The 23,148-nt window shown below is 61.1% G+C and carries 21 protein-coding genes; 12 read left to right on the forward strand and 9 right to left on the reverse strand.

Annotation, left to right across the window (positions count from 1 at the left end; genetic code table 11):
* Nucleotides 1–44 precede the first annotated feature (44 nt).
* Nucleotides 45–1,154 (reverse strand): 2-aminoethylphosphonate--pyruvate transaminase, encoded by a 1,110-nt coding sequence (locus tag PMI34_RS10970; protein WP_008051114.1) that lies wholly within the window; start codon nucleotides 1,152–1,154, stop codon nucleotides 45–47.
* Between the two features lie 109 nt (nucleotides 1,155–1,263).
* Here PMI34_RS10970 and PMI34_RS10965 point away from each other — a divergent pair, with 109 nt between their 5' ends.
* On the forward strand, nucleotides 1,264–2,127 hold the full coding sequence (locus PMI34_RS10965; protein ID WP_008051115.1) for a LysR substrate-binding domain-containing protein: 864 nt from the start codon (nucleotides 1,264–1,266) through the stop codon (nucleotides 2,125–2,127).
* 134 nt (nucleotides 2,128–2,261) lie between these two features.
* Here PMI34_RS10965 and PMI34_RS10960 read toward each other — a convergent pair whose 3' ends face one another.
* Nucleotides 2,262–3,134, reverse strand: a complete 873-nt coding sequence (locus tag PMI34_RS10960; RefSeq protein ID WP_008051117.1) for a LysR family transcriptional regulator — start codon at nucleotides 3,132–3,134, stop codon at nucleotides 2,262–2,264.
* 268 nt (nucleotides 3,135–3,402) lie between these two features.
* Between PMI34_RS10960 and PMI34_RS10955 the strand changes: the two genes are divergently transcribed.
* The gene (locus PMI34_RS10955) at nucleotides 3,403–4,728 is read left to right on the forward strand and encodes an MFS transporter (protein ID WP_008051118.1); all 1,326 of its coding nucleotides are present in this window, start codon (nucleotides 3,403–3,405) and stop codon (nucleotides 4,726–4,728) included.
* A 70-nt stretch (nucleotides 4,729–4,798) separates the two neighbouring features.
* Nucleotides 4,799–6,190 (forward strand): FAD-dependent oxidoreductase, encoded by a 1,392-nt coding sequence (locus tag PMI34_RS10950; RefSeq protein ID WP_008051119.1) that lies wholly within the window; start codon nucleotides 4,799–4,801, stop codon nucleotides 6,188–6,190.
* A 3-nt stretch (nucleotides 6,191–6,193) separates the two neighbouring features.
* Here the strand turns inward: PMI34_RS10950 and PMI34_RS10945 are convergent, their stop codons facing one another.
* Nucleotides 6,194–7,606 carry a type VI secretion system Vgr family protein gene (locus tag PMI34_RS10945; protein WP_008051120.1) on the reverse strand — a complete coding sequence of 471 codons (1,413 nt, stop codon included), beginning with the start codon at nucleotides 7,604–7,606 and terminating at the stop codon, nucleotides 6,194–6,196.
* 225 nt (nucleotides 7,607–7,831) lie between these two features.
* Between PMI34_RS10945 and PMI34_RS10940 the strand changes: the two genes are divergently transcribed.
* Nucleotides 7,832–8,536: a YebC/PmpR family DNA-binding transcriptional regulator gene (locus tag PMI34_RS10940; RefSeq protein ID WP_008051121.1), complete on the forward strand. Its 705-nt coding sequence runs from the start codon at nucleotides 7,832–7,834 to the stop codon at nucleotides 8,534–8,536.
* Between the two features lie 120 nt (nucleotides 8,537–8,656).
* Here the strand turns inward: PMI34_RS10940 and PMI34_RS10935 are convergent, their stop codons facing one another.
* The 4 genes from PMI34_RS10935 to PMI34_RS10920 form a co-directional block, all read right to left on the reverse strand.
* Nucleotides 8,657–9,970 (reverse strand): leucine-rich repeat-containing protein kinase family protein, encoded by a 1,314-nt coding sequence (locus PMI34_RS10935; protein WP_032829735.1) that lies wholly within the window; start codon nucleotides 9,968–9,970, stop codon nucleotides 8,657–8,659.
* 215 nt (nucleotides 9,971–10,185) lie between these two features.
* A complete protein-coding gene (zapE, locus tag PMI34_RS10930; RefSeq protein ID WP_008051125.1) occupies nucleotides 10,186–11,310 on the reverse strand; it encodes a cell division protein ZapE in 1,125 nt (374 codons plus the stop codon).
* A gap of 144 nt (nucleotides 11,311–11,454) precedes the next feature.
* Nucleotides 11,455–12,207: an anti-sigma factor family protein gene (locus PMI34_RS10925; protein WP_008051132.1), complete on the reverse strand. Its 753-nt coding sequence runs from the start codon at nucleotides 12,205–12,207 to the stop codon at nucleotides 11,455–11,457.
* Nucleotides 12,204–12,710 (reverse strand): sigma-70 family RNA polymerase sigma factor, encoded by a 507-nt coding sequence (locus tag PMI34_RS10920; RefSeq protein WP_008051134.1) that lies wholly within the window; start codon nucleotides 12,708–12,710, stop codon nucleotides 12,204–12,206. Before PMI34_RS10920 ends, PMI34_RS10925 begins: the two co-directional genes overlap by 4 nt.
* 163 nt (nucleotides 12,711–12,873) lie before the next feature.
* On the opposite strand from PMI34_RS10920, the gene PMI34_RS10915 reads away from it, so the two are divergent.
* Together PMI34_RS10915 and PMI34_RS10910 are read left to right on the forward strand one after the other, a co-directional pair.
* Nucleotides 12,874–13,959: a catalase family peroxidase gene (locus tag PMI34_RS10915; protein ID WP_008051136.1), complete on the forward strand. Its 1,086-nt coding sequence runs from the start codon at nucleotides 12,874–12,876 to the stop codon at nucleotides 13,957–13,959.
* On the forward strand, nucleotides 13,956–14,501 hold the full coding sequence (locus PMI34_RS10910; RefSeq protein WP_008051137.1) for a cytochrome b: 546 nt from the start codon (nucleotides 13,956–13,958) through the stop codon (nucleotides 14,499–14,501). The genes PMI34_RS10915 and PMI34_RS10910 overlap by 4 nt, the downstream gene beginning before the upstream one ends.
* 62 nt (nucleotides 14,502–14,563) lie before the next feature.
* On the opposite strand, the gene PMI34_RS10905 is transcribed toward PMI34_RS10910, so the two are convergent.
* Complete coding sequence (locus PMI34_RS10905) at nucleotides 14,564–15,709, reverse strand: M14 family metallopeptidase (RefSeq protein WP_008051140.1); 1,146 nt, start codon at nucleotides 15,707–15,709, stop codon at nucleotides 14,564–14,566.
* A 367-nt stretch (nucleotides 15,710–16,076) separates the two neighbouring features.
* Between PMI34_RS10905 and PMI34_RS10900 the strand changes: the two genes are divergently transcribed.
* From PMI34_RS10900 to PMI34_RS10880, 5 genes are all read left to right on the forward strand, one after another.
* Nucleotides 16,077–16,745, forward strand: coding sequence for a GntR family transcriptional regulator (locus PMI34_RS10900; protein ID WP_008051141.1), 669 nt, complete (start codon nucleotides 16,077–16,079; stop codon nucleotides 16,743–16,745).
* 79 nt (nucleotides 16,746–16,824) lie between these two features.
* The gene (locus tag PMI34_RS10895; RefSeq protein ID WP_008051142.1) at nucleotides 16,825–17,631 is read left to right on the forward strand and encodes an ABC transporter substrate-binding protein; all 807 of its coding nucleotides are present in this window, start codon (nucleotides 16,825–16,827) and stop codon (nucleotides 17,629–17,631) included.
* Nucleotides 17,632–17,642: 11 nt separating this feature from the next.
* Nucleotides 17,643–18,410 (forward strand): amino acid ABC transporter permease, encoded by a 768-nt coding sequence (locus tag PMI34_RS10890; protein WP_008051144.1) that lies wholly within the window; start codon nucleotides 17,643–17,645, stop codon nucleotides 18,408–18,410.
* A 1-nt stretch (nucleotide 18,411) separates the two neighbouring features.
* Entirely contained in the window at nucleotides 18,412–19,191 is a 780-nt protein-coding gene (locus tag PMI34_RS10885; RefSeq protein WP_008051145.1) for an amino acid ABC transporter ATP-binding protein, read from the forward strand.
* Nucleotides 19,192–19,322: 131 nt separating this feature from the next.
* A complete protein-coding gene (locus PMI34_RS10880) occupies nucleotides 19,323–20,933 on the forward strand; it encodes a gamma-glutamyltransferase family protein (protein WP_032829736.1) in 1,611 nt (536 codons plus the stop codon).
* A 76-nt stretch (nucleotides 20,934–21,009) separates the two neighbouring features.
* On the opposite strand, the gene PMI34_RS28810 is transcribed toward PMI34_RS10880, so the two are convergent.
* Nucleotides 21,010–21,216, reverse strand: coding sequence for a hypothetical protein (locus PMI34_RS28810; protein ID WP_157222730.1), 207 nt, complete (start codon nucleotides 21,214–21,216; stop codon nucleotides 21,010–21,012).
* A gap of 209 nt (nucleotides 21,217–21,425) precedes the next feature.
* Between PMI34_RS28810 and PMI34_RS10875 the strand changes: the two genes are divergently transcribed.
* On the forward strand, nucleotides 21,426–23,147 hold the full coding sequence (locus PMI34_RS10875; RefSeq protein ID WP_008051148.1) for a type I secretion system permease/ATPase: 1,722 nt from the start codon (nucleotides 21,426–21,428) through the stop codon (nucleotides 23,145–23,147).
* Nucleotide 23,148 lies beyond the last annotated feature (1 nt).

The raw sequence follows: 23,148 nt of genomic DNA on the forward strand, positions 1-23,148 counted from the left end.
CAGCCGAACGCAGCCTCGCAGGCTCGGCAGCTGCTACAGGGAAATCAGATGTCGAGGACTTCCATCTCGCGCAACACTTCGGCAATCGCCGCCACGGCTTCGCGCATTTCGGCTGGCTGGACATGGCCGATGCAGCCGACGCGGAAGGTTTCGACCTGGGTCAGTTTGCCGGGGTAGAGGATGTAGCCCTTGGCCTTGACCCGTTCGTAGAATTCCTTGAATGCGTAGCGCGGATCTTTCGGGGCGTGAAAGGTGGCGATGATCGGCGCCTGGATAGCCGCCGGCAGGAAGCTGCGCAGCCCCAGTTTGCCCATCTCTTCCATCAAAGCCTGGCAGTTGGCGGCATAGCGTTCGTGCCGCGCCGGCAAGCCGCCTTCTTCGTTGTATTGCAGCAGGGCTTCGTGCAGCGCGGCGACCACATGGGTCGGCGGGGTGAAGCGCCATTGGCCGGTCTTTGCCATGTAGGCGTGCTGGTCCTGCAAGTCCATCGCCAGCGAATGTGAGTTACCGGCGGCGCCGGCCAGGGATTCTTTGCGAGCGAAGACAAAGCCCATGCCCGGTACTCCCTCCAGGCATTTGCCCGAGGCGGCGATCAGTGCGTCGAACGGCACTTGCTGTGCATCCACTGGCAGGGCGCCGAAGGAGCTCATGGCGTCGATGATCAAGCGCTTGCCGTGTTCTGCGACGACCTGGGCGATCTGCGGCAGCGGATTGAGGATGCCGGTGCTGGTTTCGCAGTGAATCAGGGCGACATGGGTGATGCCGCTATCGGCACGCAGCAGGCGGTCGACGTCGGCGGCGGTGGTTGGCTCATCTTCGGCGGTTTCGAAGGTGCTGAACGAGCGACCGAGCACTTCGCAGATTTTCGCCAGGCGTTTGCCGTAGGCGCCGTTGATCAGTACCAGAATCTTGCCGTCCCGAGGCACCAGCGTGCCGATTGCCGCTTCGACCGCGAAAGTGCCGCTGCCTTGCAAAGGCACGCAGTGGTGGGTGGCGGCGCCGTTGATGATGGCCAGCAGTTGCTCGCAGAGGCTGGCGGTCAGTTGATTGAAGCGGTCATCCCATGAACCCCAGTCAACCATCATTGCCTGACGGGTGCGGGCCGACGTGGTCAACGGGCCGGGGGTGAGCAGGATGGGTTCGGCAGTACTCATTCTCGTGTCCTCGCAATCGATGGGATGAAGCGTTGGTGCCTAAATTGCAATTTGCTGTGTTATCAATCAAATTGTTTATTGTTATGCCAGCCATCAGTGAGAGTTATTCATGAACCTGTTTCAGCTCCGCGCCTTCGATGCCGTGGCCCGGGAAGGCAGCTTTACCCGGGCGGCGGCGCGGCTGTTCATCAGCCAGCCGGCGGTTACCGGGCACATCAAGGCCCTGGAGGAGCACTACCAGATCACCCTGCTGCGTCGCACCGCCCGCCGGGTGGAACTGACGGAGGAGGGCACTAAACTGGCGGCAATCACCCGGGCGATGTTCGGCCTGGCCGAAGAGGCGCAGGTGATGCTCGAAGCCAACCGGCAATTGCTGACCGGGCGTCTGGAGGTGGCGGCGGACGGTCCGCACATGGTCATGCCGATGCTCGCCAGTCTGCGGGCGCGCTATCCGGGGATCACCGTGAACCTGCGGTTGGGCAACGCCCAGGAAACCCTCGCCGCGTTGTTGTCCGAGCATGCCGACGTGGCGGTACTGACAGAGGTGGAACCGCGCAAGGGCCTGCATCTGCAAGCGCTGAGCGAGTCACGTATTTGTGCGTTGGTGCCCGATGGGCACCCTTGGGCGCAACGAACCAAAGGCGTGCCGCTCAAGGAGCTGGACCAGGTGATCATGGTGTTGCGTGAGCCGGGTTCGATTACCCGGCGCACGTTCGATGAGGCGTGCGTCCAGGCCAGGATCAATCCACGGGTGTTGCTGGAGCTGGACAGCCGCGAAGCAGTGACCGAGGCGGTGGCGGCCGAGTTGGGAGTGGGGGTGGTGTCGTCGGTGGAGGTCAGCCATGACCCACGGGTGGCGGCGGTGCCGATCATTGGCGAGGGGTTGGTGAACCGGCACATGATGGGGTGCATGGAGCGGCGGCGGGATTTGCGCTTGATTCAGGCGTTTTTCGGGTTGGCACCCATCAGGTAGACCGAGGCGCCTGCAATCGCGGGCAAGCCCGCTCCCACAGTGTTTTGCGTCGTACACAATGCGTGTGTCCACCCTCAATCCCTGTGGGAGCGAGCATGCTCCGGGCGGCGATCCGACGATGGGACCGAACCTGCCTACACAAGACTCTCGCGAACCATCTCCAGAAAAGTCGCCACCACCCGCCGCGAACTCTGCTCGCGCAAGCACACCAGTGTCTCGGTCAGCCTGCGTTTGCAATCGATAATCGGCAACGCACACACCCGCGAATCCGCGCCAAACTCGGCAGCCGACACCACGCCCACGCCAATCCCGACCACTACCGCTTCCCGCGCCGCCTCGCGACCTTCAACCTGAATCGCCGGACGAATACGGAACCCGGCCCCCGCCATTTCCTCTTCCAGGGTCTGCCGGGTCACCGAACCAATCTCCCGCAACACCAGTGGCGTGTCGTCGAGGTCGGCGAGGGTAATGGATTCGCGCTCGGCCCACGGATGATTGCGCGACACGAACGCCACCATCGGGTCGTTGCGCAAGGGCAGGGAGATCAGGCGTTCGTCGCTGACGTCACGGCCCAGCAACGCCAGGTCGGCCTGATAGTTGAACAGTCGGAACAGCGATTCATCGGTGTTGCCGGTTTCGATCTTCACGCTGATCCCCGGGTAGCGTTCGCAGAACCGGGCAATCTGCGGTAGCACATGCACTGGCGCATCCACCGCCAGAATCAGGCTGCCGGTCTGCAAGGCCTGGGAGTCCTGCAACAACTCCTGGGCCTCGGCTTCGATGACAAATAACTTCTGCGTCACGCCGAGCAGGCGCTCGCCCAGATCGGTCAGGCGCACGGAACGCTTGTTGCGGTGAAACAGCAAAACGCCGTAGCGCTCTTCGAGTTTGCGCACCTGGTCGGAAATCGCCGGTTGCGTCAGAAACAGGCGCTCGGCGGCCTTGGTAAAGCTTCCATGCACCGCCACGGCGTGGAAAGCTTTGAGCTGGGCGTGGGACACCGACATGGGAATCTCCAGTAACAAGCTGAACTTATATTTGAAATACGATAAATCGATTTCACTTATTAATCAGTAATTGTTTTTATCCACCTCAGCCCCGGTGACTGGTCAGTCGAACAGCAGCGGGTGCCATGAGCCTGTGCGTGCAACTACAGGACTCATCTGACCGGTATCCGCCGTAGGGACAGGGCGATATCGCAGTGCTCAACAATAAAAACACAGGCGTTTTCTTCCAATTCTGCCGGCACACTCACACCCTGAGGTCAGAACCACAATGAACAAGCACATCGGCACCATCAAGCGTTGGCGCGTGCAGATCTTCGCGATCACCTGGCTCGCCTACGCCGCGTTCTACTTCACTCGCAAAGCCTTCTCGGTCGCCAAACTCGGTATTGGCGAAGACCCGACCTTCATGCTCGACAAAATGGCCATGGCCAACCTCGACGCCATCTACCTGACGGCCTACGCCGTCGGTCAGTTCACCTGGGGCATCCTCGCAGACCGTTTTGGCCCGCGGGTGGTGGTGCTCGGCGGGTTGCTGATTTCCGCTGGCGCGGCGCTGGTGATGGGCAACTTCGCAACCTTACCGATTTTCGCTACCTGCATGCTGATACAAGGCCTGGCGCAGTCCACCGGTTGGTCGGGGCTGTGCAAGAACCTCGGCAGCTTCTTTCCCTCCGAGCAGCGCGGGCGGGTATTGGGCTTGTGGAGCTCCTGCTACGCCTTTGGTGGTCTGGTGGCCTCGCCGTTTGCCGGCTGGTGGGCGTACACGCTCATCGGCAGCTGGCATGCGGCGTTCATTTCCAGTGCGGCGGTGGTTGGGCTGGTCGCCGTGCTGTTTTTTATTTTCCAACGCAACAAACCGGAAGACGTCGGCTTGCCGGCGGTGGAGCCTGAACCCGAGCTGACCGCCGAACAAGCCGAGGCGCAAAGCAAAATCAGCATGTGGGAGCCTTTGAAGGAAATCCTGCGCAACCGCACCGTGCTGGTATTGGGATTGGCGTACTTCATGCTCAAGCCGGCGCGCTACGCGATTCTGCTGTGGGGGCCGGTGATCGTCTTCGAGCAGATGCCTTCGGTGGGCAAGGTCGGCGCGGCGATCATTCCCACCGCGTTTGAACTGGCCGGCTTGCTCGGGCCGATCCTGATTGGCCTGGCCTCGGACAAACTGTTCGGCGCCCGGCGCATGCCGGCGTGCGTGATCAGCCTGTTGGCGTTGACGGTGTCCCTGGCATTTTTCATGGGCGCCCTGCATACCGGCAGCGTGCTGCTGGTGGTGGCGCTGCTGTTCGTCATGGGCCTGACCCTCTACGGACCGGACTCGATGATCAGCGGCGCGGCCGCCATCGATTTCGGCACCGCCAAGGCCGGCGCCACGGCAGCCGGTTTCGTCAATGGCTGCGGCTCGGTCGGGGCGATTCTCGGCGGGCTGCTGCCGGGCTACTTCGACACCGTTACCGTGTTCATCGTCTTCGCCGGCTGCGCCATGTTCTCGGCACTGGTGTTGATCCCCCACTGGAACAGCCGCCCCGGTGGCCTGGGTACTCACTTCGCCTACGTACCCAATAAAGCGATGACCATCAAACCCCTGCGTACCTGAATCCTGTCCCTCGTCGCCTGCTGCACCTGCGGCAGGCCGGCGTGTGGGCAACTGACCGGAGATTGACCCCATGAGACCCTTTTGGCTGGACCAGGCCTTGAAGGCTGATGCATCCGAAACCTGTCCGCCGCTGGAAGGCGACACCCGCGCCGATGTGTGTATCGTCGGCGGTGGTTACACCGGGTTGTGGACCGCGATCATGCTCAAGGAACAGAACCCCGAGCTGGATGTGTTGCTGATCGAAGCGGACATCTGCGGTGCCGGGGCCAGTGGGCGCAATGGTGGTTGTGCGTTGTCGTGGTCGGCCAAGTACTTCACCCTTGAGCGTTTGTTCGGCGTCGAAGAGGCGGTGCGACTGGTCAAGGAGTCCGAGCGCAGCATCCATGCCATCGGCGCCTTCTGCCAACAGTATGGGGTGGATGCCGATTACCGCCTCGATGGCACCCTCTACACAGCGACCAATCGCGCCCAGGTCGGCTCGACCGATGCTGTGATCGCGGCGCTGGAGCGCAACGGCATCAACTCGTTCACCCAGCGGCCGGTGGCCGATGTGCAGCGCATGGCCGGTTCCGGCAAGCACCTGGAGGGCTGGTTTTCCCCGGCCGCGGCCAGTGTGCAGCCGGGCAAGCTGGTGCGTGGCTTGCGCCGGGTCGCCCTGCAACTGGGGGTGAAGATTCATGAAAACACCGCCATGACCGGGCTGGAGGAGGGCAGGCCGGCGGGCATTCAAACCCCCAACGGCACCATTCGCGCCGACCGCGTGGTGCTGGCGATGAACGCCTGGATGGCCCGGGCATTCCCGCAGTTCGAACGCAGCGTGGCGATCGTTTCCAGCGACATGCTGATCACCGAGCCTCGGCCGGACTTGCTCGACGAAATCGGCCTGACCAGCGGTGTCACGGTGCTCGATTCGCGGATCTTCGTGCACTACTACCACAACACCCCGGACGGCCGGATCATGCTCGGCAAGGGCGGCAATACCTTCGCCTATGGCGGGCGTATGCTGCCGGTGTTCGATCAACCATCGCCTTACGCCGGTTTGTTGCAGAACAGCCTGGCGGATTTCTTCCCGGCGTTTGCCGACGTCAAGGTCGATGCGACCTGGAACGGCCCGTCGGACCGCTCGGTGACCGGGTTGCCGTTCTTCGGGCAGATGAGCGCCAGTGGCAATGTGTTCTACGGTTTCGGCTATTCCGGCAGCGGTGTCGGACCCTGTCATATGGGCGGGCAGATTCTGGCATCGATGGTTCAGGGCCTGGACAACCCCTGGACCCGTTCGCCGCTGGTTAATGGACCGCTGGGTTTTTTCCCGCCTGAGCCGATTCGCTACATCGGCTCGCTGATGGTGCGCAACGCCATCCGCCGCAAAGAGCGCGCAGAGGATCACGGGCGTCGGCCACGGCATCTGGACGTGCGCCTGGCGAAGTTCGCCGCCGCGGCCGGCAAGGCTGACAAGGGCTGAGCGTCAGTGCGCAAGGTCCGAGCGGGTGAGCAGCCAGTCGAACAGCAGGCGGGTATCGCCATGGGGCTCACGCGGGCGAGGGCGGTGAGGTTGTGGCCGAGGGCCCAAGGCCGTACAAAGCACCGGGCGATCAGGGTCACTGTCGAGGAAAATCACCAATACCTCGCTGCCGGCCACGGGCAAGCGGGCCGGATCGATCCATTCTTCGGCGGTGGTCAGCGCCAGCGGTAGCCACAGACCGTCGCACGCCTCAGCAGCCGATGGTGTGGCGGGCCAGAGGTTCACCTGAACCCGGCCATCCTCGTCCACTGCCGCCGGTTGCCCCACCGGGCCGCACACCTGGCCAGGCTGATACCCGGGGATACTCGGCCTGGGTTGTTTGAGCGCTGGCCTGAACACGGTCGACCAGGGGATGGCACTGAATTGATTGCGGTATCCCGGGGCCACGTCGGGTGTGTCATCGAGCAGAATGGATGGATGATGGCCCTGATGGCGAATTTCGGTAACCAGCCATTGATCATTGAAATTCGCCAGCGGATGCTCGGCCACCTGCAGGATCCGGCCACTGCGTAATGCCCACTGGTTGCTATGACCGTGGATCTGCAGGTGTCGGCAACGCAGGCGTTCCAGTTGTCGACGGCTGAGCTGGTCGCGATGTTGTTGTTCGCCAGCGGGACAATGCCGTGCCGTGGCGAACGAGTGATTGGCCGCGCCTTCGCTGATGTCCGCTGCACCCGGATTCCTGGTGCCTGGGCGTACAGGGGAGAGCGGAGCATCATGGCGCTGGAACAGTTCGCTGATCACAGGTTCACGGTGTTCGCCGCTGCTCATCGACATGAGCAGCGGTTCCTGGGGAAAACTCAGGCAGTCATCGGCCAGCACCAGCACATGGCCGTCCCGTTGATGCTCGAAGTGATAGTGGATGCCTTCTTCCTCGCACAGCCGTTGCAGCAGCGCCAGGCCGGTTTCTTCGTACTGAATGCAAAAAGGTCTCAGGGGATAGTGCCCGGTTGCCAGTTCGAAGCGATAGCTGCCGATGGGCAACCCATGTTCCTCCAGCAACCGGCGCAGGATCATGGGCACGCTGGCGCGCTGGAAAATACGTCGGCATCGTTGCTGTTCCAGCGCCTGGACGCGGGGTACCAGCACCAGTCTGTAAGCGACCCGGTGCCCGCTTCGATGTTCACAACTGGCGCTGTCCAATACGCCATGAATGCCTTGGTCGTGGCCGAATTCGAGGTACGCCGGTTGATTCAGCAATCGCTCAAGGTTCAGGGCCGGTGCCAGCCCGATCACCTCGATGTCGAATCGAAAGGGCAGGTTGAGAGCTTCATGTCCACTGAACCGGACCACCTGGAAGCTCAGGTCGTCGTCGAGAAGCGTCAGGGTGGTGGGACTTTCCTTGTCGTTGTGCATCGAACACGCTACCGCTGTGAAGTAGGGTGCAAAGCGTACGAAACCCCGGCGCATTGTGGGCACGCTAAAGCGACATTTCCGAATCCCCCTACAACCGCTGGTGAAGATGTCGATGCCAGTCGGGATTTTTTGGTCGATTGCCAACTTTAGGCCGTATAAACTTGCGCAAAGCGTCGGCCAATAGATGTCTCGGCGCCACAGATGCCACAGATAAGAGAGTGAGAAATGGGCGCACAGTGGAAGGTTAAACACAAAGAAGCGGCAGCCAATGCCAAGGGCAAGATCTTCGGTAAACTGGTGAAGGAAATCACCATTGCTGCGCGCAACGGCGCCGATATTGCTACCAACGCGCACTTGCGCCTGGTGGTTGAACAGGCCAAGAAAGCTTCGATGCCCAAGGAAACACTGGATCGCGCCATCAAGAAGGGCGCGGGCCTGCTGGGCGAAACCGTGCAATACCATCGCGTGACCTATGAAGGGTTCGCCCCGCATCAGGTGCCGTTGATCGTCGAGTGCGTGACCGACAACATCAACCGCACCGTTGCCGAGATCCGCGTGGCATTCCGCAAGGGCCAGCTGGGGGCATCCGGTTCGGTGGCCTGGGACTTCAACCATGTCGGCATGATCGAAGCGTCGCCGGACACCCCGGACGCCGACCCGGAAATGGCCGCCATTGAAGCCGGTGCGCAGGATTTCGAACCGGGTGAAGAGGGTGCAACCCTGTTCCTGACCGAACCGACCGACCTCGACGCGGTACAGAAAGCCCTGCCGGAACAAGGTTTCACCGTGCTGTCGGCCAAACTGGGCTACCAGCCGAAAAACCCGGTCAGCGGCCTGAGCGATGAGCAGATGGCGGAAGTCGAAGCGTTCCTCGAAGGCCTCGATAACCATGACGACGTGCAGGACATGTTTGTCGGGTTGGCGGGTTGATCTGATTCGCCAGTGACACCGTCTTCGCGAGCAAGCCCGCTCCCACATTAGATCGCGCCTGGCCGGGCAACTCGATCAACTGTGGGAGCGGGCTTGCTCGCGAAAATGACCGCGCAGCGGTCACAGACTTTCCAATTGCCGCACGACTTCGCTGAACCCAGGCCGCGCCAGCACTTGCGGCTGGCAGCAACGCCGCTCCAGATCCTCCAGCACCCCACGCTGTTCAGCGTTCAACCCCGAATCAACCCGCTCCAGCAGTTCGCCCAGCAACACCCCGAACGCCCGCACCTCGATCCTTTGCAAGGCACGGCTTTCAAGGCTGTCGGAAATCTCGTGGAATGACGCCGCGCCAAAATCCCCCAGCAAGCAATCACCCTGTTCATTCCACAGAATATTGTGCCCATAGAGGTCGCCGTGGGTGATGCCATGGCCGTGCAGGTGTTCGGCCACCGAGGCAATGCCCGAGGCAATGCTCAGCGCCACCGCCGCACTGAAGCGCAGGTCATCGGCATAAATGTCGCGGCTGCACGACGCCAGGCTTGGCAGGCTGGCGAGGTTGCGAAAGCTCGGCGGGATCAACTGCAACACCAGTCCGGCGGTGTGTTGCGGGTGATCGACAATCCGCCCTTCGACGCGAATCAGGTTCGGGTGCAACCCGGCGGTGATGCAGGCGTTCATCTCGTGCAGCGGCGAGCCATCGCTGGTCATTTCGCCCTTGTAGAGCTTCACGGCAACAGGCGTGGCCGGTTGGTCAGCCCGTTGCCAGACGGCCTGATGAATCACCCCGGACGCCCCTTCGCCGAGTTTTTTCTCCAGATGCAATGCCGACCAGTCAATGCGCGGTGTGGCGTCGAGGGCGGCCGCATCGGCTTCAGTTTCCAGCGGGTTACCGGCATAGGCCAGCCAGGTCAGGCTCGGCAGCGTCAGTAGCCATTGTGGCAAGTCGGTGAACTGGTTGGCGGCGATGCGGATCAGCTCCAGCCGATGACAATTGCGCATCGACTCCGGCAACGCCTGCAGGCGGTTACCGGCCAGCATGAGCTTTTGCAGGTATGGCCGCTCTCCCAACTCGCTCGGTAGCGTCTCGACGCAGTTGTCGGTCAGGATCAGCCAGCGCAGCAGCGGTGGCAGTGCCGCTGCGGGCACGTGGGCAATGCGGTTGGCCTTGAAGCCGATCATTGTCAGTGCGGCGCATTGGCCAACACAGGCCGGCAACTCGGTGAAGCGATTATCGGAGCAGAACAGCACGCGCAATCGGGTCAGGCGATGCAAGTCCTCCGGCAGTGAGCTCAGGGCGTTGCCGCTGAGGTTGAGCACTTCCAGCGAATCCGCCAGATCGAAGATCTCCTGGGGAAACTCGGTCAGGCCTTCTGCCAGATCCAGCCGCGTGATGCCCGACAACTCGCCGGCGCGCAATTGAGCAAGGGTATGCATGAACAGATTCGCCATTAACCAAGGGGAGGGCGCGGGGCCCTGGAAATGGGCGACATGATAGCGGGAAAGATGTGGCGACTGTCAGGCCGCCTTCGCGAGCAAGCCCGCTCCCACATTTGATCGGTGTAGATCACAAATTCTGTATCCGACACAAATTCAGTGAGGGAGCGAGCTCGCTCGCGAAGGGGCCAGTCAATGCAACAAAAAGATTTCGATCAGACCGGTTCGCTGACTTCGACCAGTTGCCCCAATCGGCTGCGGGTACGCGCCAGATCAATGGCGTCACCACCCAGGCTTTCGCGCAATGAGTGCTGCCCGAGCAACGTCAGGTGCTTGTCCTGGTCGTACAGCACGTCGATGAGATTGATGAAACGCTGCTGGGCGGCAATCGTGCAATCGCCCAGTAGTGGCAGTTCGTCGATGATCCAGCGGTCGAACCGGCGGCACAGCTCCAGATAATCCATCACCGCCGTGGGCTGATCGCACAACTCGGTGAAGGTAAAACCGATACTGCGCCCTTCGCACAAATGCGCTCGCAAATGCCGGGTGCCCACCGGCAACGAAACCGGCGGGGCATTGTGCCTGGGCAGGTTCAGCGATTGTCGTTGCGCCACGCTTGCCGGCCAGACGTAGTGACCTTGAGTGAACAACTGATGCGCATGGGTTCGGACCTGGCTGCGATAGTCGTGGGGCCCGCCGACTTCCATCACCTGCATGCGAGCATGGATCAAGTCGATCACCGGTTTGAAGCGTGCGTGGTACAGCGGATTGGGCAGCAGGCCTTCGGGCGGGTAATTGGAGGTGACCAGCAACAGGATGCCGCGCTGGAACAGTGCCTTGAACAACCGGGTGATGAGCATTGCATCGCCGATGTCGTGCACATGGAACTCATCGAAACACAGCACCCGGCAATCGCTGAGCAGTTCATCGAGGGTATTGGCCAGGGCGTCGGCCTGTTCGCGGTGCTTGAACATGCCTTGGTGCAGTTGGGCGAAAAACTGATGGAAGTGCAGGCGTTGTTTCTGCGCGAGGGGAATGGCCCGGAAAAACCCGTCGAGCAGCCAGCTTTTGCCGCGTCCCACGGCACCATGCAGGTAAAGGCCGGGAAGGGGTTTCGCCGCAGTGTCCATCAGCATGCAGGCATGCCGGGCCATGCAGTCGATCACCCGCTGTTGGCTGTAACTGAGGGTGTAGCCCTGGGCATGGGCCTGATGGCGAAAGTAGTCGTGGATGACTTGGCCTGCCGCGGCGCTGCCGGCAGCCGGTGCCTTGCCAAGAAGGCGACGCAACGGTTGCCAGCGCGATTTGATAGGCCAACGGTCGGGCGGTCGAACGGCCACTGGGATATCACCTCTGGTGTGCGGGCAGGCTCTTTGTGTTGCGGGGCCATAGTGTAACCAGAGCATGGAATCCGCTTCCAGCGGTGTCGGCCTATCCGGGCCACCGTCACCGGGCTCTAAAGGAACGCCGCAATCCTTGTGGGATCAGAACTGAGTGGTCTGTTTGAGCATCTGCGCCGCTGCTGTGTCAGCCGGGCTGACCATCGCATAGTTGTAGCCACTTCCCGACCAGTATTCGGCCTGCAACTCGCCATCGCTGCGACTGCCCCTGGGTAGCAGGAAGTTTTTCGGCCCTGGCGGGCGCACATAGAAACTGATTTTCTGCCCGCCCTGGTTCTCGTAGACCACCATTGCCGCAGGACCTTGCTCGGTACTCAGCAAACGCCCGCTGGCCGGCTTGAAGCCGGCACCCGAGAGGTCGGGCAGGCGATTGGCCCGGGTGAAGTAGCGGTCGAGCCACCCCTGCATGTCTCCGTCGTCGCCGACTTTGTAATCCGCCGGCAGGAGACCTTGCTGGGCAATCAGGCGATACGCCTGCAGGGCATCGGTCATCGGCAGCTGGGGGCTCGCCAGTGTCATCTCCCGCGCTTGCCAACCGCTGAAACCGCCAACGCTGACGGCAATGAGCAACACCGCGGCACTGGCCAGGTGTCGACGGGATTGGCGTTTGAGGCGCTGGCGTATCACGACCGGATCAAGGTCCGGGTTCGAGGGGTGTTGCAAGGCCCCGCCCAAGGCTGCGCGCAGTGCCTGGGCATCCAGCTGCCAGGCGCGCACTTGCGCGGCCGCCTGCGGGTCAGTGGCCAGAAAAGTCTCCACAAGGCGCCGATCGACGTCGCTCAGTTGGTGGTCGACGTAGGCGTGCAGGTCTCGCTCGCTGGGGGGCATGCTGATCATTTGAGTCTCCGCAGGGAAGGGCGGTTGATTTCGCCATCGCTGAGTTGGCGCAGGGCCTTGCGAGCCCGGGACAGGCGGGACATCACGGTGCCGGTGGGTACGTCGAGAATCTCGGCGACCTCTTTGTAACTCAAGCCTTCCACCGACACCCAGAGCAGCAGCGCGCGTTGCTCGGTGGGCAGTCGGTCGAAGGCGTTGAGGGTCGATTGGGCAATCACGGTGCGCTCCACCGAAGGCTGTGCATCATTACGCCCGGTGAAGAATTCGAGCATGCGCGCATAGCGCCGGGAGCGGCGGTGGGCGTCGAGAAACTGCCGATAGAGAATCGAGAACAGCCAGGCGCGCAAGTCACCCTCGGCGCGTTTGCCGGCCCAACTCGAGAGTGCCCGCTCCAGGCTCGCCTGCACCAGGTCGTCAGCGCTGCTGGTGTTGCGCGTCAACGACACGGCAAACCGCCGCATCCCGGGAATGATTTCTCTGAGTTGTTCGTCGATATCGTTCATGAAGTTCTGGCAAGTCACTACGCTGGACGGTGGACCAGGAAGACGCCCGGCATTCGAGGTTATTCCACGTCAGAAAAAATAAAAACCGCGCGTGGGAATAAACCTGTGTGCGGTTCGTCTGCTTGATTCTTCTCACTTGTGGCCGATGGCCCTGGAGTCTTTCATGGTAGATCGATCATCACCGCCAACCCGGCCACCCTTGAGTGCGGCGAGCCTGACGTTGCGTCTGGCTGGCATTGCCGTGGTCGTTGCCACCGTGGCGGGGGCGTTTGCCTACGTCAACGGCACCTTTGACCCACAGCGCCTGACCCCGAAGAAACTGATCAACGTGCTGGAAACCAACAATGGCGTGCATCCGGGTTTCCGTCGCAACCATTCCAAAGGCGTGTGCGTGATCGGGTATTTCGAGAGCAGTGGCGAGGCGCGCAGCTATTCCACCGCCCAGGTGTTCAACGAAGCGCGGACGCCGGTGGTCGGGCGTTTCGCCTTGCCGGCCGGCAACCCTTACGCGCCGGACAGCGCCGTGCCGATCCGCAGCATGGCTTTGCGCTTCACCCAGGCCAACGGCCAGCAGTGGCGCACCGGGATGAACAGCATGCCGGTGTTCCCGGTCGGCACGCCCGAGGCGTTCTATCAATTGCAGCAGGCGCAGTCGCCAGACCCGGCCACCGGAAAGCCGAACCCGACCGCGGTACCGGCGTTTTTCGGTGCGCATCCGGAAGCCGCACCGTTCCTGGCCTGGATCAAGACCGCCAAGCCGTCGGCCAGTTACGTCACGCAGACCTATAACAGCGTCAACGCCTTCTATCTGGTGAGCGCCACCGGACAGCGCCAGGCCGTGCGCTGGAGCATGGTGCCGGTGGCTCAGGATGCGCCGGGTGCTGCGGCGCCGCAGGGGAGTGACTTTCTGGAGAAAGACCTGGTTGAGCGTATAACCGCAGGCCCCCTGCGTTGGCAGTTGAACATCATCCTGGCCAATCCTGGCGATCCAGTGAACGACGCCAGCAAAGCCTGGCCCGAAGGACGCAAAGTGTTGAACGCGGGCACCCTGGTGCTGGAAAAAACCCAGCCGCAACTCAATGGCGAATGCCGTGACATCAACTACGATCCGCTGGTTTTACCCGCTGGCATCGAAGGTTCCGACGACCCATTGCTCGCCGCTCGCTCAGCCGGTTACGCCAATTCCTACCTGCGCCGCACCAGCGAAGTCAGCCAGTTGCCCGCCGCCAAACAGGAGACCCGGCAATGAGCACTCAACCTAACCACTTCGCACCCCTGGCGCGTCTGCTGCACTGGCTGATGGCGCTGATGATCATCGCCATGCTGTTTATTGGCGCCGGTATGGTTGCCTCGGTCTCCGAGCGGCATGAATGGCTGATTCATCTGCACAAACCCTTGGGCGTCGCGATCTTGCTGTTGGTGATCGTGCGTCTGGTCGTGCGTTTCTCCACCACGCAACCACTGCTGCCGGCGGACCTGCCGGGTTGGCAGGCGCTGGCGGCCAAGGCCTCGCATGTGTTGCTGTACGCCTTGATGCTGGTCTTGCCGCTGCTGGGCTGGGCGATGATTTCGGCGTCGGGTGAGCCGGTGATGCTCAGCAGCTCGCTGCAGTTGCCATCGATCGTGCCGGCGAACGCCCAGCTGTTCGCGTTTTTGCGCAAAGCCCATGGGTACCTGGCGTACCTGCTGTTTCTGACTGTGCTGCTGCATTTGGCGGCGGCGTTGTTTCACGGCTGGGTGCGTCGGGATGATGTGCTCGACAGCATGCTGCGGGGCAAGGATCGCGGCTAGCAGCAATGGAGAAAAAGATCGCCGCCCGTGGCAGGCGGCGATCTTTTGATCTGGAAGGGGGATCAGCGCAGGGTATCGACCATATCCGCAATGGTGGTGAGTACATCCTTGCCCAGCTGCTTCGAGCGTTTGCCCGACCAGCCCGTCAACGGGTTCGGATGATCGTCGTGATCCTTGAACGGCATTTCCAGGGTCAGTGACAGGCAGTCGTACTTCTGACCCACGCTGTTGCAGGCCAGCGTCATATTGGCCTGACCCGGTTCATCGCGGACATAGCCATACCTGGTCTGGAAATCTTTGGTGGTGTGCTTCAGATGACTGCGGAAGTGCTCCTCGAGCTTTTCGATCCGCGGCGTGTAACCGGGATTGCCTTCGCAACCGGCGGTGAACACGTGAGGGATTTCCTCGTCACCATGCACATCGAGGAAAAGGTCGACGCCGTACGTTTCCATCTGCTGCTGTACGAAAAAGACTTCCGGGCTGATTTCCTGGCTGGCATTCTGCCAGGCGCGGTTCAGGTCCTGGCCCATGGCGTTGGTGCGCAGGTGACCGTGGAAGGCGCCATCCGGGTTCATGTTCGGCACCAGGTACAGGTCGGCGCCGGCCAGCAGTTTGTTCAGCAGCGGGTCGTCGTGCTTTTCCAGGCGTTCGATCACGCCTTCCATGAACCACTCGGCCATGTGCTCGCCCGGATGTTGCTGGGCGATTATCCACACTTTGCGCTGGCCTTCGGCGCCGGTGCCTTTACGTAATAGCTGGATGTCGCGACCTTCGACACTCTTGCCGGTGGCCAGCAGTTCGGTGCCGGCCTTGGTCAGCGCCTGCTCGATCAGCCAGTCGTGGCGACCACGGCTGTAGGGTTCGAAGTACGCGAACCAGGCGTGGGTCTGTTCGGCTTCGAGGCTGAAGCGCAGGCAGTCGCCTTCGAAAATGGTCGGTACGCGGAACCAGTTGACGTGATCGTAGGACGCCACTGCCTGATAGCCGGTCCAGGCCTTGTTATAAGAGGATTGACTGGCATTGTTCAGGCGAAACCAGTGGTCCTGGCCGACATGCAGGCCGCTGGCCTTGAAGTGGAACCATTGGAAATGGTTGCTCTTGGTATCGGGGCGGATCGCCAGCAGGGGCTTGAGCGGGTCGCTGAGGTCGATCACCTGGATGTTGCCGCTGTCGAAGTTGGCACTGATGTCGAGGGAGGATTTAGCCACGGTCGGGTTCCTGATCAAGATTTTTATGGCGGCCACTTTACACGCAAGCGCGGGGCCTTAGGAGCGCAGAAAAATCGTCTCACCCCCCAAGGTGCCTGTTCACTTTGCGACTCAAGGTTTGCCGCGAAGTCCTCCAACCAAGCGTAGCGATCATCCGTGTTACCACCAGCACCGTTTTGAGGCTTTCAGGTGACAGGTTGGGGCATTTCAACTCGTTCCCGTTCGACCTCTTCGGATGTATTCAGCCATCGTGATGGCTGATATCTCAATGCAATCAATTACCTGCAACTGGTGCGCTGAATCTGGCACGCAATCTGCTGTATTGGCTTTATGGATAATTGGATACAAAAATACAAAAGGTGCACTGATGAAATTCGCCCCTGCCTATACCGAGCGCCAGCCTGTCACTGCTGAGGAGGAGGCTTACAACTTTCTCCTGGAGGCCATTTGCAAAGGACGTTACCGCACCGGCGAACGGCTGATCGCCGAAGACATCGCCGGTGAAATCGGCATGAGCCGCATGCCGGTACGCGAAGCGTTCCGCCGTCTGGATGCCGACGGCCTGGTGACGTTGCGGCCCAATCGCGGCGCCATCGTACGAGGCCTGAACATCGACGAAATGCGTGAAGTGTTCGAGATGCGCAGTGCCCTTGAGGGACTCGCCATCCGGGTGGCTGTCAGCAAAATGACCGAGCGCCATTTCAGCCATCTGGAGCGTCTGCTCGACGAAATGGACGACTACCGCGAGGACGGTGCCGAGTGGGTCAGTCGTCATCGCGCCTTCCATGAATACCTGTGCAGCCTGAGTGAGCGCCCGCGCCTGATGCGGCAAATTTCGGCGCTGTACTCGGTGATCGAGCCGCACATGCGCCTGTGGCTGCAACACGCCGACAAGCCCCGCAGTGCCCGGGACGAACACGCCTCGATCGTGACCGCGTTGCGTTCCGGTGATCCGGATAAAGCGGCCGCGGTGGTGTGCGAGCACATCGAAGGAACGATTCCGCGCCTGATTCAGTTTCTTGAGGCTCATCAGTAAAGAGAGCCGTCCTGCCTAGCGATTTGCGGTTGTTGTGATTTTGCGTAACCCCGTTACCTCACCTGACTGGAGTATTGCCATGCACAAGCCTTGCGCGTTAGCTGCTGTCCTTTCCTTGAGCCTCTGCTCGCAATGGGCGCTGGCGGCTCCTGAACTTCCCGAACGATTAAGCAAAAGCGAGAAGATCGTCTATTGCTCCGGCATGGATTCGCCACCGCTGGTGTCGTTTGACCTGAAGCAAAAACCGGTAGGGCTCCAGGTGGATATGGGCGAGGCGATTGCCCAGCGCCTGGGTGACAAGAAAGTCGAATGGCGGATCTCCCCGTTCGCCGGGCTGATCCCGGCGCTGCTGGCGCAACAGTGCGACATGATCGTCGATCAACTATTCGACAAACCCGAACGCCGTGAGGTGATCGACATCGTCAACTTCATGTATTCCAGCCAGTCCATCGTGGTGCCCAAAGGCAATCCGAAATCGGTGAACACGCTGGAAGATTTGTCGGGGCTCAAGGTCGCGGTCAGTAATGGCTCGACCATTCGCGTGCTGCTGGGCAAAGAGAACGAAAAACTCGAAGCGGCCGGCAAGGCACCGATGAAACTGGTGGTCTACAACGTCGACGCCGATGCGTTCCAGGCCTTGCGCATCAACCAGGTGGATGCTTTCGGCACCACGGTCGAGTCTGCCGGCCATTACCAGCAACTGGCCCCTGACCTGTTTCAATCGGCGGTGCCTGCTTTCAACCGCATCCTGACCGGTTTCGGTGTGCGCAAAAGTGATCCGCAATTGACCGTCGCGTTGACCGAAGTCTTGCAAGGCATGCGCGCTGACGGAAGTTACGAAGCGCTCCTCAGTAAATGGCATGTCGGCAGCGACAAACTGGACTGAGGACGAACCTGATGAACTTCAATTGGGATGTGTTCTGGCAATACCTGTTACAGCCCAGTGATGTCTACCTGACGGGGTTGTGGCTGACGTGCCTGATCAGTGTGTCGGCGATGTTGCTCGGCTGTGTGCTGGGGTTGATCGCGGCGTTGATGAAACTGTCGAGTAACCCGCTGTTGCAGTATCCGGTGCGCTTTTATGTGTGGCTGATGCGCGGCACGCCGCTGCTGGTGCAGATTGTGTTTCTGTACACGGCGTTGGCGGCCGGCGGCATTTTCCGCTTCGAAGACCTGGACCTGGGCTGGTTGATTGTGCCAGGCAACATTCAGGCGGCGATCATCGCCCTGGGTCTCAACGAAGGCGCGTACATGGCCGAGATCATTCGGGCCGGCATCGGCGCGGTGGATAAGGGGCAGTACGAAGCCGGGCGGTCCCTGGGCATGACGTTCCCCGGGTTGATGCGTCGTATCGTCCTGCCGCAGGCCTTCCGGGTCATCGTTCCGCCGCTGGGCAACGAGTTCAACGTGATGTTGAAAAACACCACGCTGGTCAGCGTGATCGGCGTGCAGGAGTTGTTGCTCAGCACGCAAATGGTGACCTCGGCGACCTTCCGGGTGTTCGAGTTGTATCTGGTAGTTGCCATTTACTTCCTGGCATTGACCACGCTCTGGGGCTTTTTCCAGCGCTGGCTCGAGGCGCGTTTCGGCCAATCCGATCGTCCGGCTCCGGCCGCCAGCCGCATGTTCGGTCGCAACACCATGAAACTGTTGAGAGGGCGTTGAGATGGCGCACATGAGTGAAGAGCTGGTCATCGAAGCGTTGGATATTCACAAGTCGTTCGGTGACCTGGAAATTCTCAAGGGCATTTCGCTGCAAGTGAAACGGGGTGAAGTCGTGGTGTTGATCGGCGCCTCCGGTTCGGGCAAAACCACCTTTATTCGCTGCATCAATTTGCTTGAGGACATTCAGTCCGGGCAAATCCGTGTCAGCGGTCGGCCCATGGGTTACCGCACCCGTGCCGACGGCAGTCTGGCCCGGGACTCGGAGCGCAACATTGCGCGCCAGCGCCGGGACATCGGCATGGTGTTTCAGCGCTTCAATCTGTTCCCGCACATGACGGCCCTGGAAAACATCATCGAGGCGCCCATCCACGTGCTCGGCGTGCCGCGCGCGGCAGCGGTGGAGCAGGCGCGGGCGTTGCTCAAGCGGGTCGGGCTGGCCGAGAAGGCGAATCACTATCCTTCGATGTTGTCCGGTGGGCAGCAGCAGCGGGTGGCCATCGCCCGGGCACTGGCCATGAAACCCCAGGCGATGTTGTTCGACGAGCCCACCAGTGCCCTTGACCCGGAGACGGTAGGTGAAGTGCTGCAAGTCATGAAGGAACTAGCCGAGGAGGGCATGACCATGGTCGTGGTCACCCACGAAATGGGCTTTGCCCGCGAAGTGGCCGATCGGGTGGTGGTCCTCGATCAAGGCGAACTGATCGAGCAGGGCCCGCCCGAGCAGATCTTCAGCCAACCCCGCCATGCCCGTACCCGGGCGTTCCTCAGCCGTGTGTTGTAGGAGCGAGCCTGCTCGCGATGGACGTTAACGATGAAGCGGGCTACCTGGAAAAACGCAGTGCTCTTGAGTCCATCGCGAGCAGGCTCGCTCCTACAGGTTTTTATGAACATTACTTTTGTGTGAGTCCTGCCATGTTCAAGTTTTCTGCCCATGAGTATCCCTACACCTCACAACGTCAAAGCGTTTTCGCCAAGCGCGGCATGGTCGCCGCCTCTCAGCCACTGGCCGCCGAAGCCGGGATTGAAGTGATGCGTCGCGGTGGCAATGCCATCGATGCGGCCATCGCCACGGCAGCAGCATTGACGGTGGTCGAGCCCACCGGTTGTGGTATTGGCGGTGACGCTTTTGCCTTGGTCTGGACCCAGGACAAACTGCATGGCCTGGCTGCCAACGGCGCCGCCCCGCAAGCCCTGAGCATTGAGGCAGTGAAAGCGGCCGGTCATGAAAAAATGCCGCTGCATGGCTGGACGCCTGTCACTGTTCCTGGCTGCCCGTCGGCCTGGGCGCAATTGTCCCGGCGTTTCGGTCGTCTGCCCTTTGCGGACTTGCTGCAGCCGGCCATCAGTCTGGCGCGGGACGGATTTCCCGTTTCGCCGGTGGTCGCCTTGCAATGGCAATCTGCGCTGGAGGATTTCACTGCGGACCGTAGCGACGTGCTTGAGAGCTGGTTCGAGACCTTCCTGATCGAAGGCCGTGCCCCCCGCGCTGGCGAGCTGTTCCGTAACCCGGCCCAGGCACGGACCTTGAGCGAATTGGCTGCCACCGAGTGTGAAAGTATTTATCGTGGCGCGCTGGCGCAGAGGCTGGATGCGCATTCGCGGGCCACCGGCGGCTATCTGCGCGCCAGTGATTTGCAGGACTACCGCGCCCAGTGGGTTGAGCCGATCAAGGTCAACTATCGTGGTGTCGACGTCTGGGAGATACCTCCGAGCGGTCAGGGACTCGTGGCGTTGATGGCGTTGAAGATTCTCGAGGGTTTTGACTTCGATCATCGCGACAGCCAGCAGACCTGGCATCGTCAACTTGAGGCCATGAAACTCGCCTACAGCGATGGTTTGCACTACATCACCGATCCGGAGCACATGCGGGTGGCGGTGGACGATCTGCTCAGCGACCACTATTGCGCTCATCGCCGGGCTCGGATTGGTGAGCAGGCCGTGGCGCCCGTGCCGGGTGAGCCTCACGCCAGTGGTACGGTCTATCTGGCCACCGCCGATGCGGAGGGCAACATGGTTTCGTTCATCCAGAGCAACTATCACGGCTTTGGCTCCGGCGTGGTGTTGCCCGACAGCGGTATCGCCCTGCAAAACCGCGGTGAAGAGTTCAGCCTTGATCCCGGCCATTCCAATTGCCTGGCGCCTGGTAAAAAGACCTTTCACACCATCATTCCAGGGTTCCTGACAAAAGACGGTGAAGCGATGGGCCCCTTTGGTGTCATGGGCGGCTACATGCAACCGCAAGGGCATGTGCAGATGGTCATGAATCTGGTGGATTTCGGACTCAACCCTCAAGCCGCGCTGGACGCACCGCGTTGGCAATGGTTGGGGGACATGAAGGTGGGTATTGAGCAGGACGCTTCGCGGGATATGGCTGCGGCACTGGCGCGTCGCGGGCACGAGGTTCAGGTGGCGTGCGATCTCACCAGTTACGGGCGTGGGCAAATTATCTTGCGCGATCCTGAAACCGGCGTGTTATGCGGCGGGACAGAGCCACGAACGGACTCACATATAGCGGTGTATTGAAGAACACGAGAGAGGGCTAGGAGTGGGGGGCGTCCTCCTTGACGCCGCCGCAGCTTAGAGACTGTGCGACTGATTCTCAAGTGCTATCTGTCGCTGGTTTGAACCAATGATGCCGGGCTTCTCTTGCCAGCTGGAATTCTTTTGATATCATTCGCGCCATCAAATTTGCGGCACCCAAAGACTTCATTAGCCTGAAGCCAAAGCCAGAAAAACTGGCAAATAAAAGACCCGGCCAAAAGCCGGGTCTTTTATTTGGTAATGCATTTATGTTTTTTGATTTCATTTCTTAAAGCCTTTCTATTCCCCCCATTTGTCCCTCCATCGAAAAACCACTCAAGATCGCCTCCTTCAAGCCGATGGAGTAGAGGCGCCAACTGGCTTCAAGCTGTTCATTAACAAGGGGCAAAGTGCTAGCATCGCCGCCGCGCAATGCACCCCGGGCATCAACATGACCGTTGTCTTTCCCAATGTTTTTTTCATCTTTCGGACTTTATGCGATTTTTCCTAGATCCCCAGCGAGATATCGATGCAGCGCTGCTACGTTATCGTCGGCTGTTCGGCGTGTTGGCATTGTTCAGCGGTGTGATCAACCTGCTGATGCTGGTCCCGTCCATCTACATGATGCAGGTTTTCGACCGCGTCCTGACCAGTCGCAATGAAACCACGCTGTTGATGCTGAGCCTGATCTTGCTCGGGTTCTTTGCCCTTGGCTGTGTGCTGGAGTGGGTGCGCGGCCAGGTGATGATCAAGATGAGCGCCGGTCTGGACACTCAGTTGGGCGAGCGGGTATTCGATGCGGCGTTCGAGCGTAGCCTGAAGGAGCACAGCTCCAACCCGGCGCAGGTGCTGAGCGATTTGAACAGCATCCGGCAGTTCGTCACCGGTCCGGCATTGATTGCCATCTTCGATGCGCCATGGCTGCCGATCTATGTCATCGCGACGTTCCTGTTCCATCCCTGGCTTGGGGTGTTCACTGTCATCGGCTCGCTGATCCTTGCCGGGCTGGGCGTCTGGAATGAGCTGACCACCCGCAAAAGCATGAGCGAAGCCAACCGTTTGTCCGTGGCGTCTTCCAGCTATGTGAACAGTACCTTGCAGAACGCCGAGGTGATTCAGGCGATGGGCATGCTCGCGCCCTTGCGCCAGCGCTGGTTCAACGTGCAGCAGCGGGTCATTACCGAGCAGGGGGAGGCCAGTGACCGCAGCTCGCGGATCGCTGCGCTGTCGCGCTTTGTGCGCATGACCTGGCAATCGCTGGCCCTTGGCCTGGGTGCCATCCTGGTGATCGAGAACCAGATTTCCGCCGGGGTGATGATCGCCGTGTCGGTATTGCTGGGACGGGCCATGGCGCCGGCCGAAGCGCTGATCGGTTCGTGGAAGCAAATGGGTAACGCCAAAAGCAGCTACGAACGCTTGAACCGTCTGCTCGGCGAGTTCCCCAAAGTCGCGCCGGGCATGCCCCTGCCGGCGCCGACCGGGGCCCTTAGCATCGACCGCCTGGTGATCATCCCGCCGGGCATGCACAAGCCCGCGGTCAACGGCGTGACTATCAGCCTGGCCAAGGGCGAAGTATTGGCGATTATCGGTCCGAGCGCGTCGGGCAAGTCTTCCCTGGCGCGCGCCATGGTCGGCATCTGGACCGCCAGACAGGGCTCGGTACGCCTGGACAGCGCCGAGGTCGGCCAGTGGTCGCGCGCAGACCTCGGCCCGCACCTGGGTTACCTGCCCCAGGACATCGAGCTGTTCGATGGCAGCATCGCCGAAAACATCGCGCGCTTCGGCGAAGTGGACGCAGGCAAGGTCATCGCTGCGGCGCAACTGGCCGGTATCCACGAGATGATCCTGCACTTCCCCAAAGGTTATGACACCTTGCTCGGGACTGGCGGGCTGGGGTTGTCCGGCGGCCAGAAGCAGCGCATCGGCCTGGCCCGCGCGTTGTATGGCCAGCCGGCGCTGGTGGTGCTCGACGAGCCCAACTCCAACCTCGACGATGCCGGTGAAGCGGCGCTGGTGCAGGCCGTGCGCAAGCTCAAGGCCGAAGGCTGCACCGTGGTGCTGGTCACCCACAGGCCGAGCATTCTCGGCGCGGTCGACAAGCTGTTGTTCCTCAAGGACGGCGTACAAACCCTGTTCGGCCCGCGTGACCAGGTGCTCAAGACCCTGGTGCCAGCGGCTCCGGCAAAAGCTGTCGAACCCCGCAATCAAGAAGCCTGAG

Source organism: Pseudomonas sp. GM74 (assembly GCF_000282455.1).
GTDB lineage: Bacteria > Pseudomonadota > Gammaproteobacteria > Pseudomonadales > Pseudomonadaceae > Aquipseudomonas.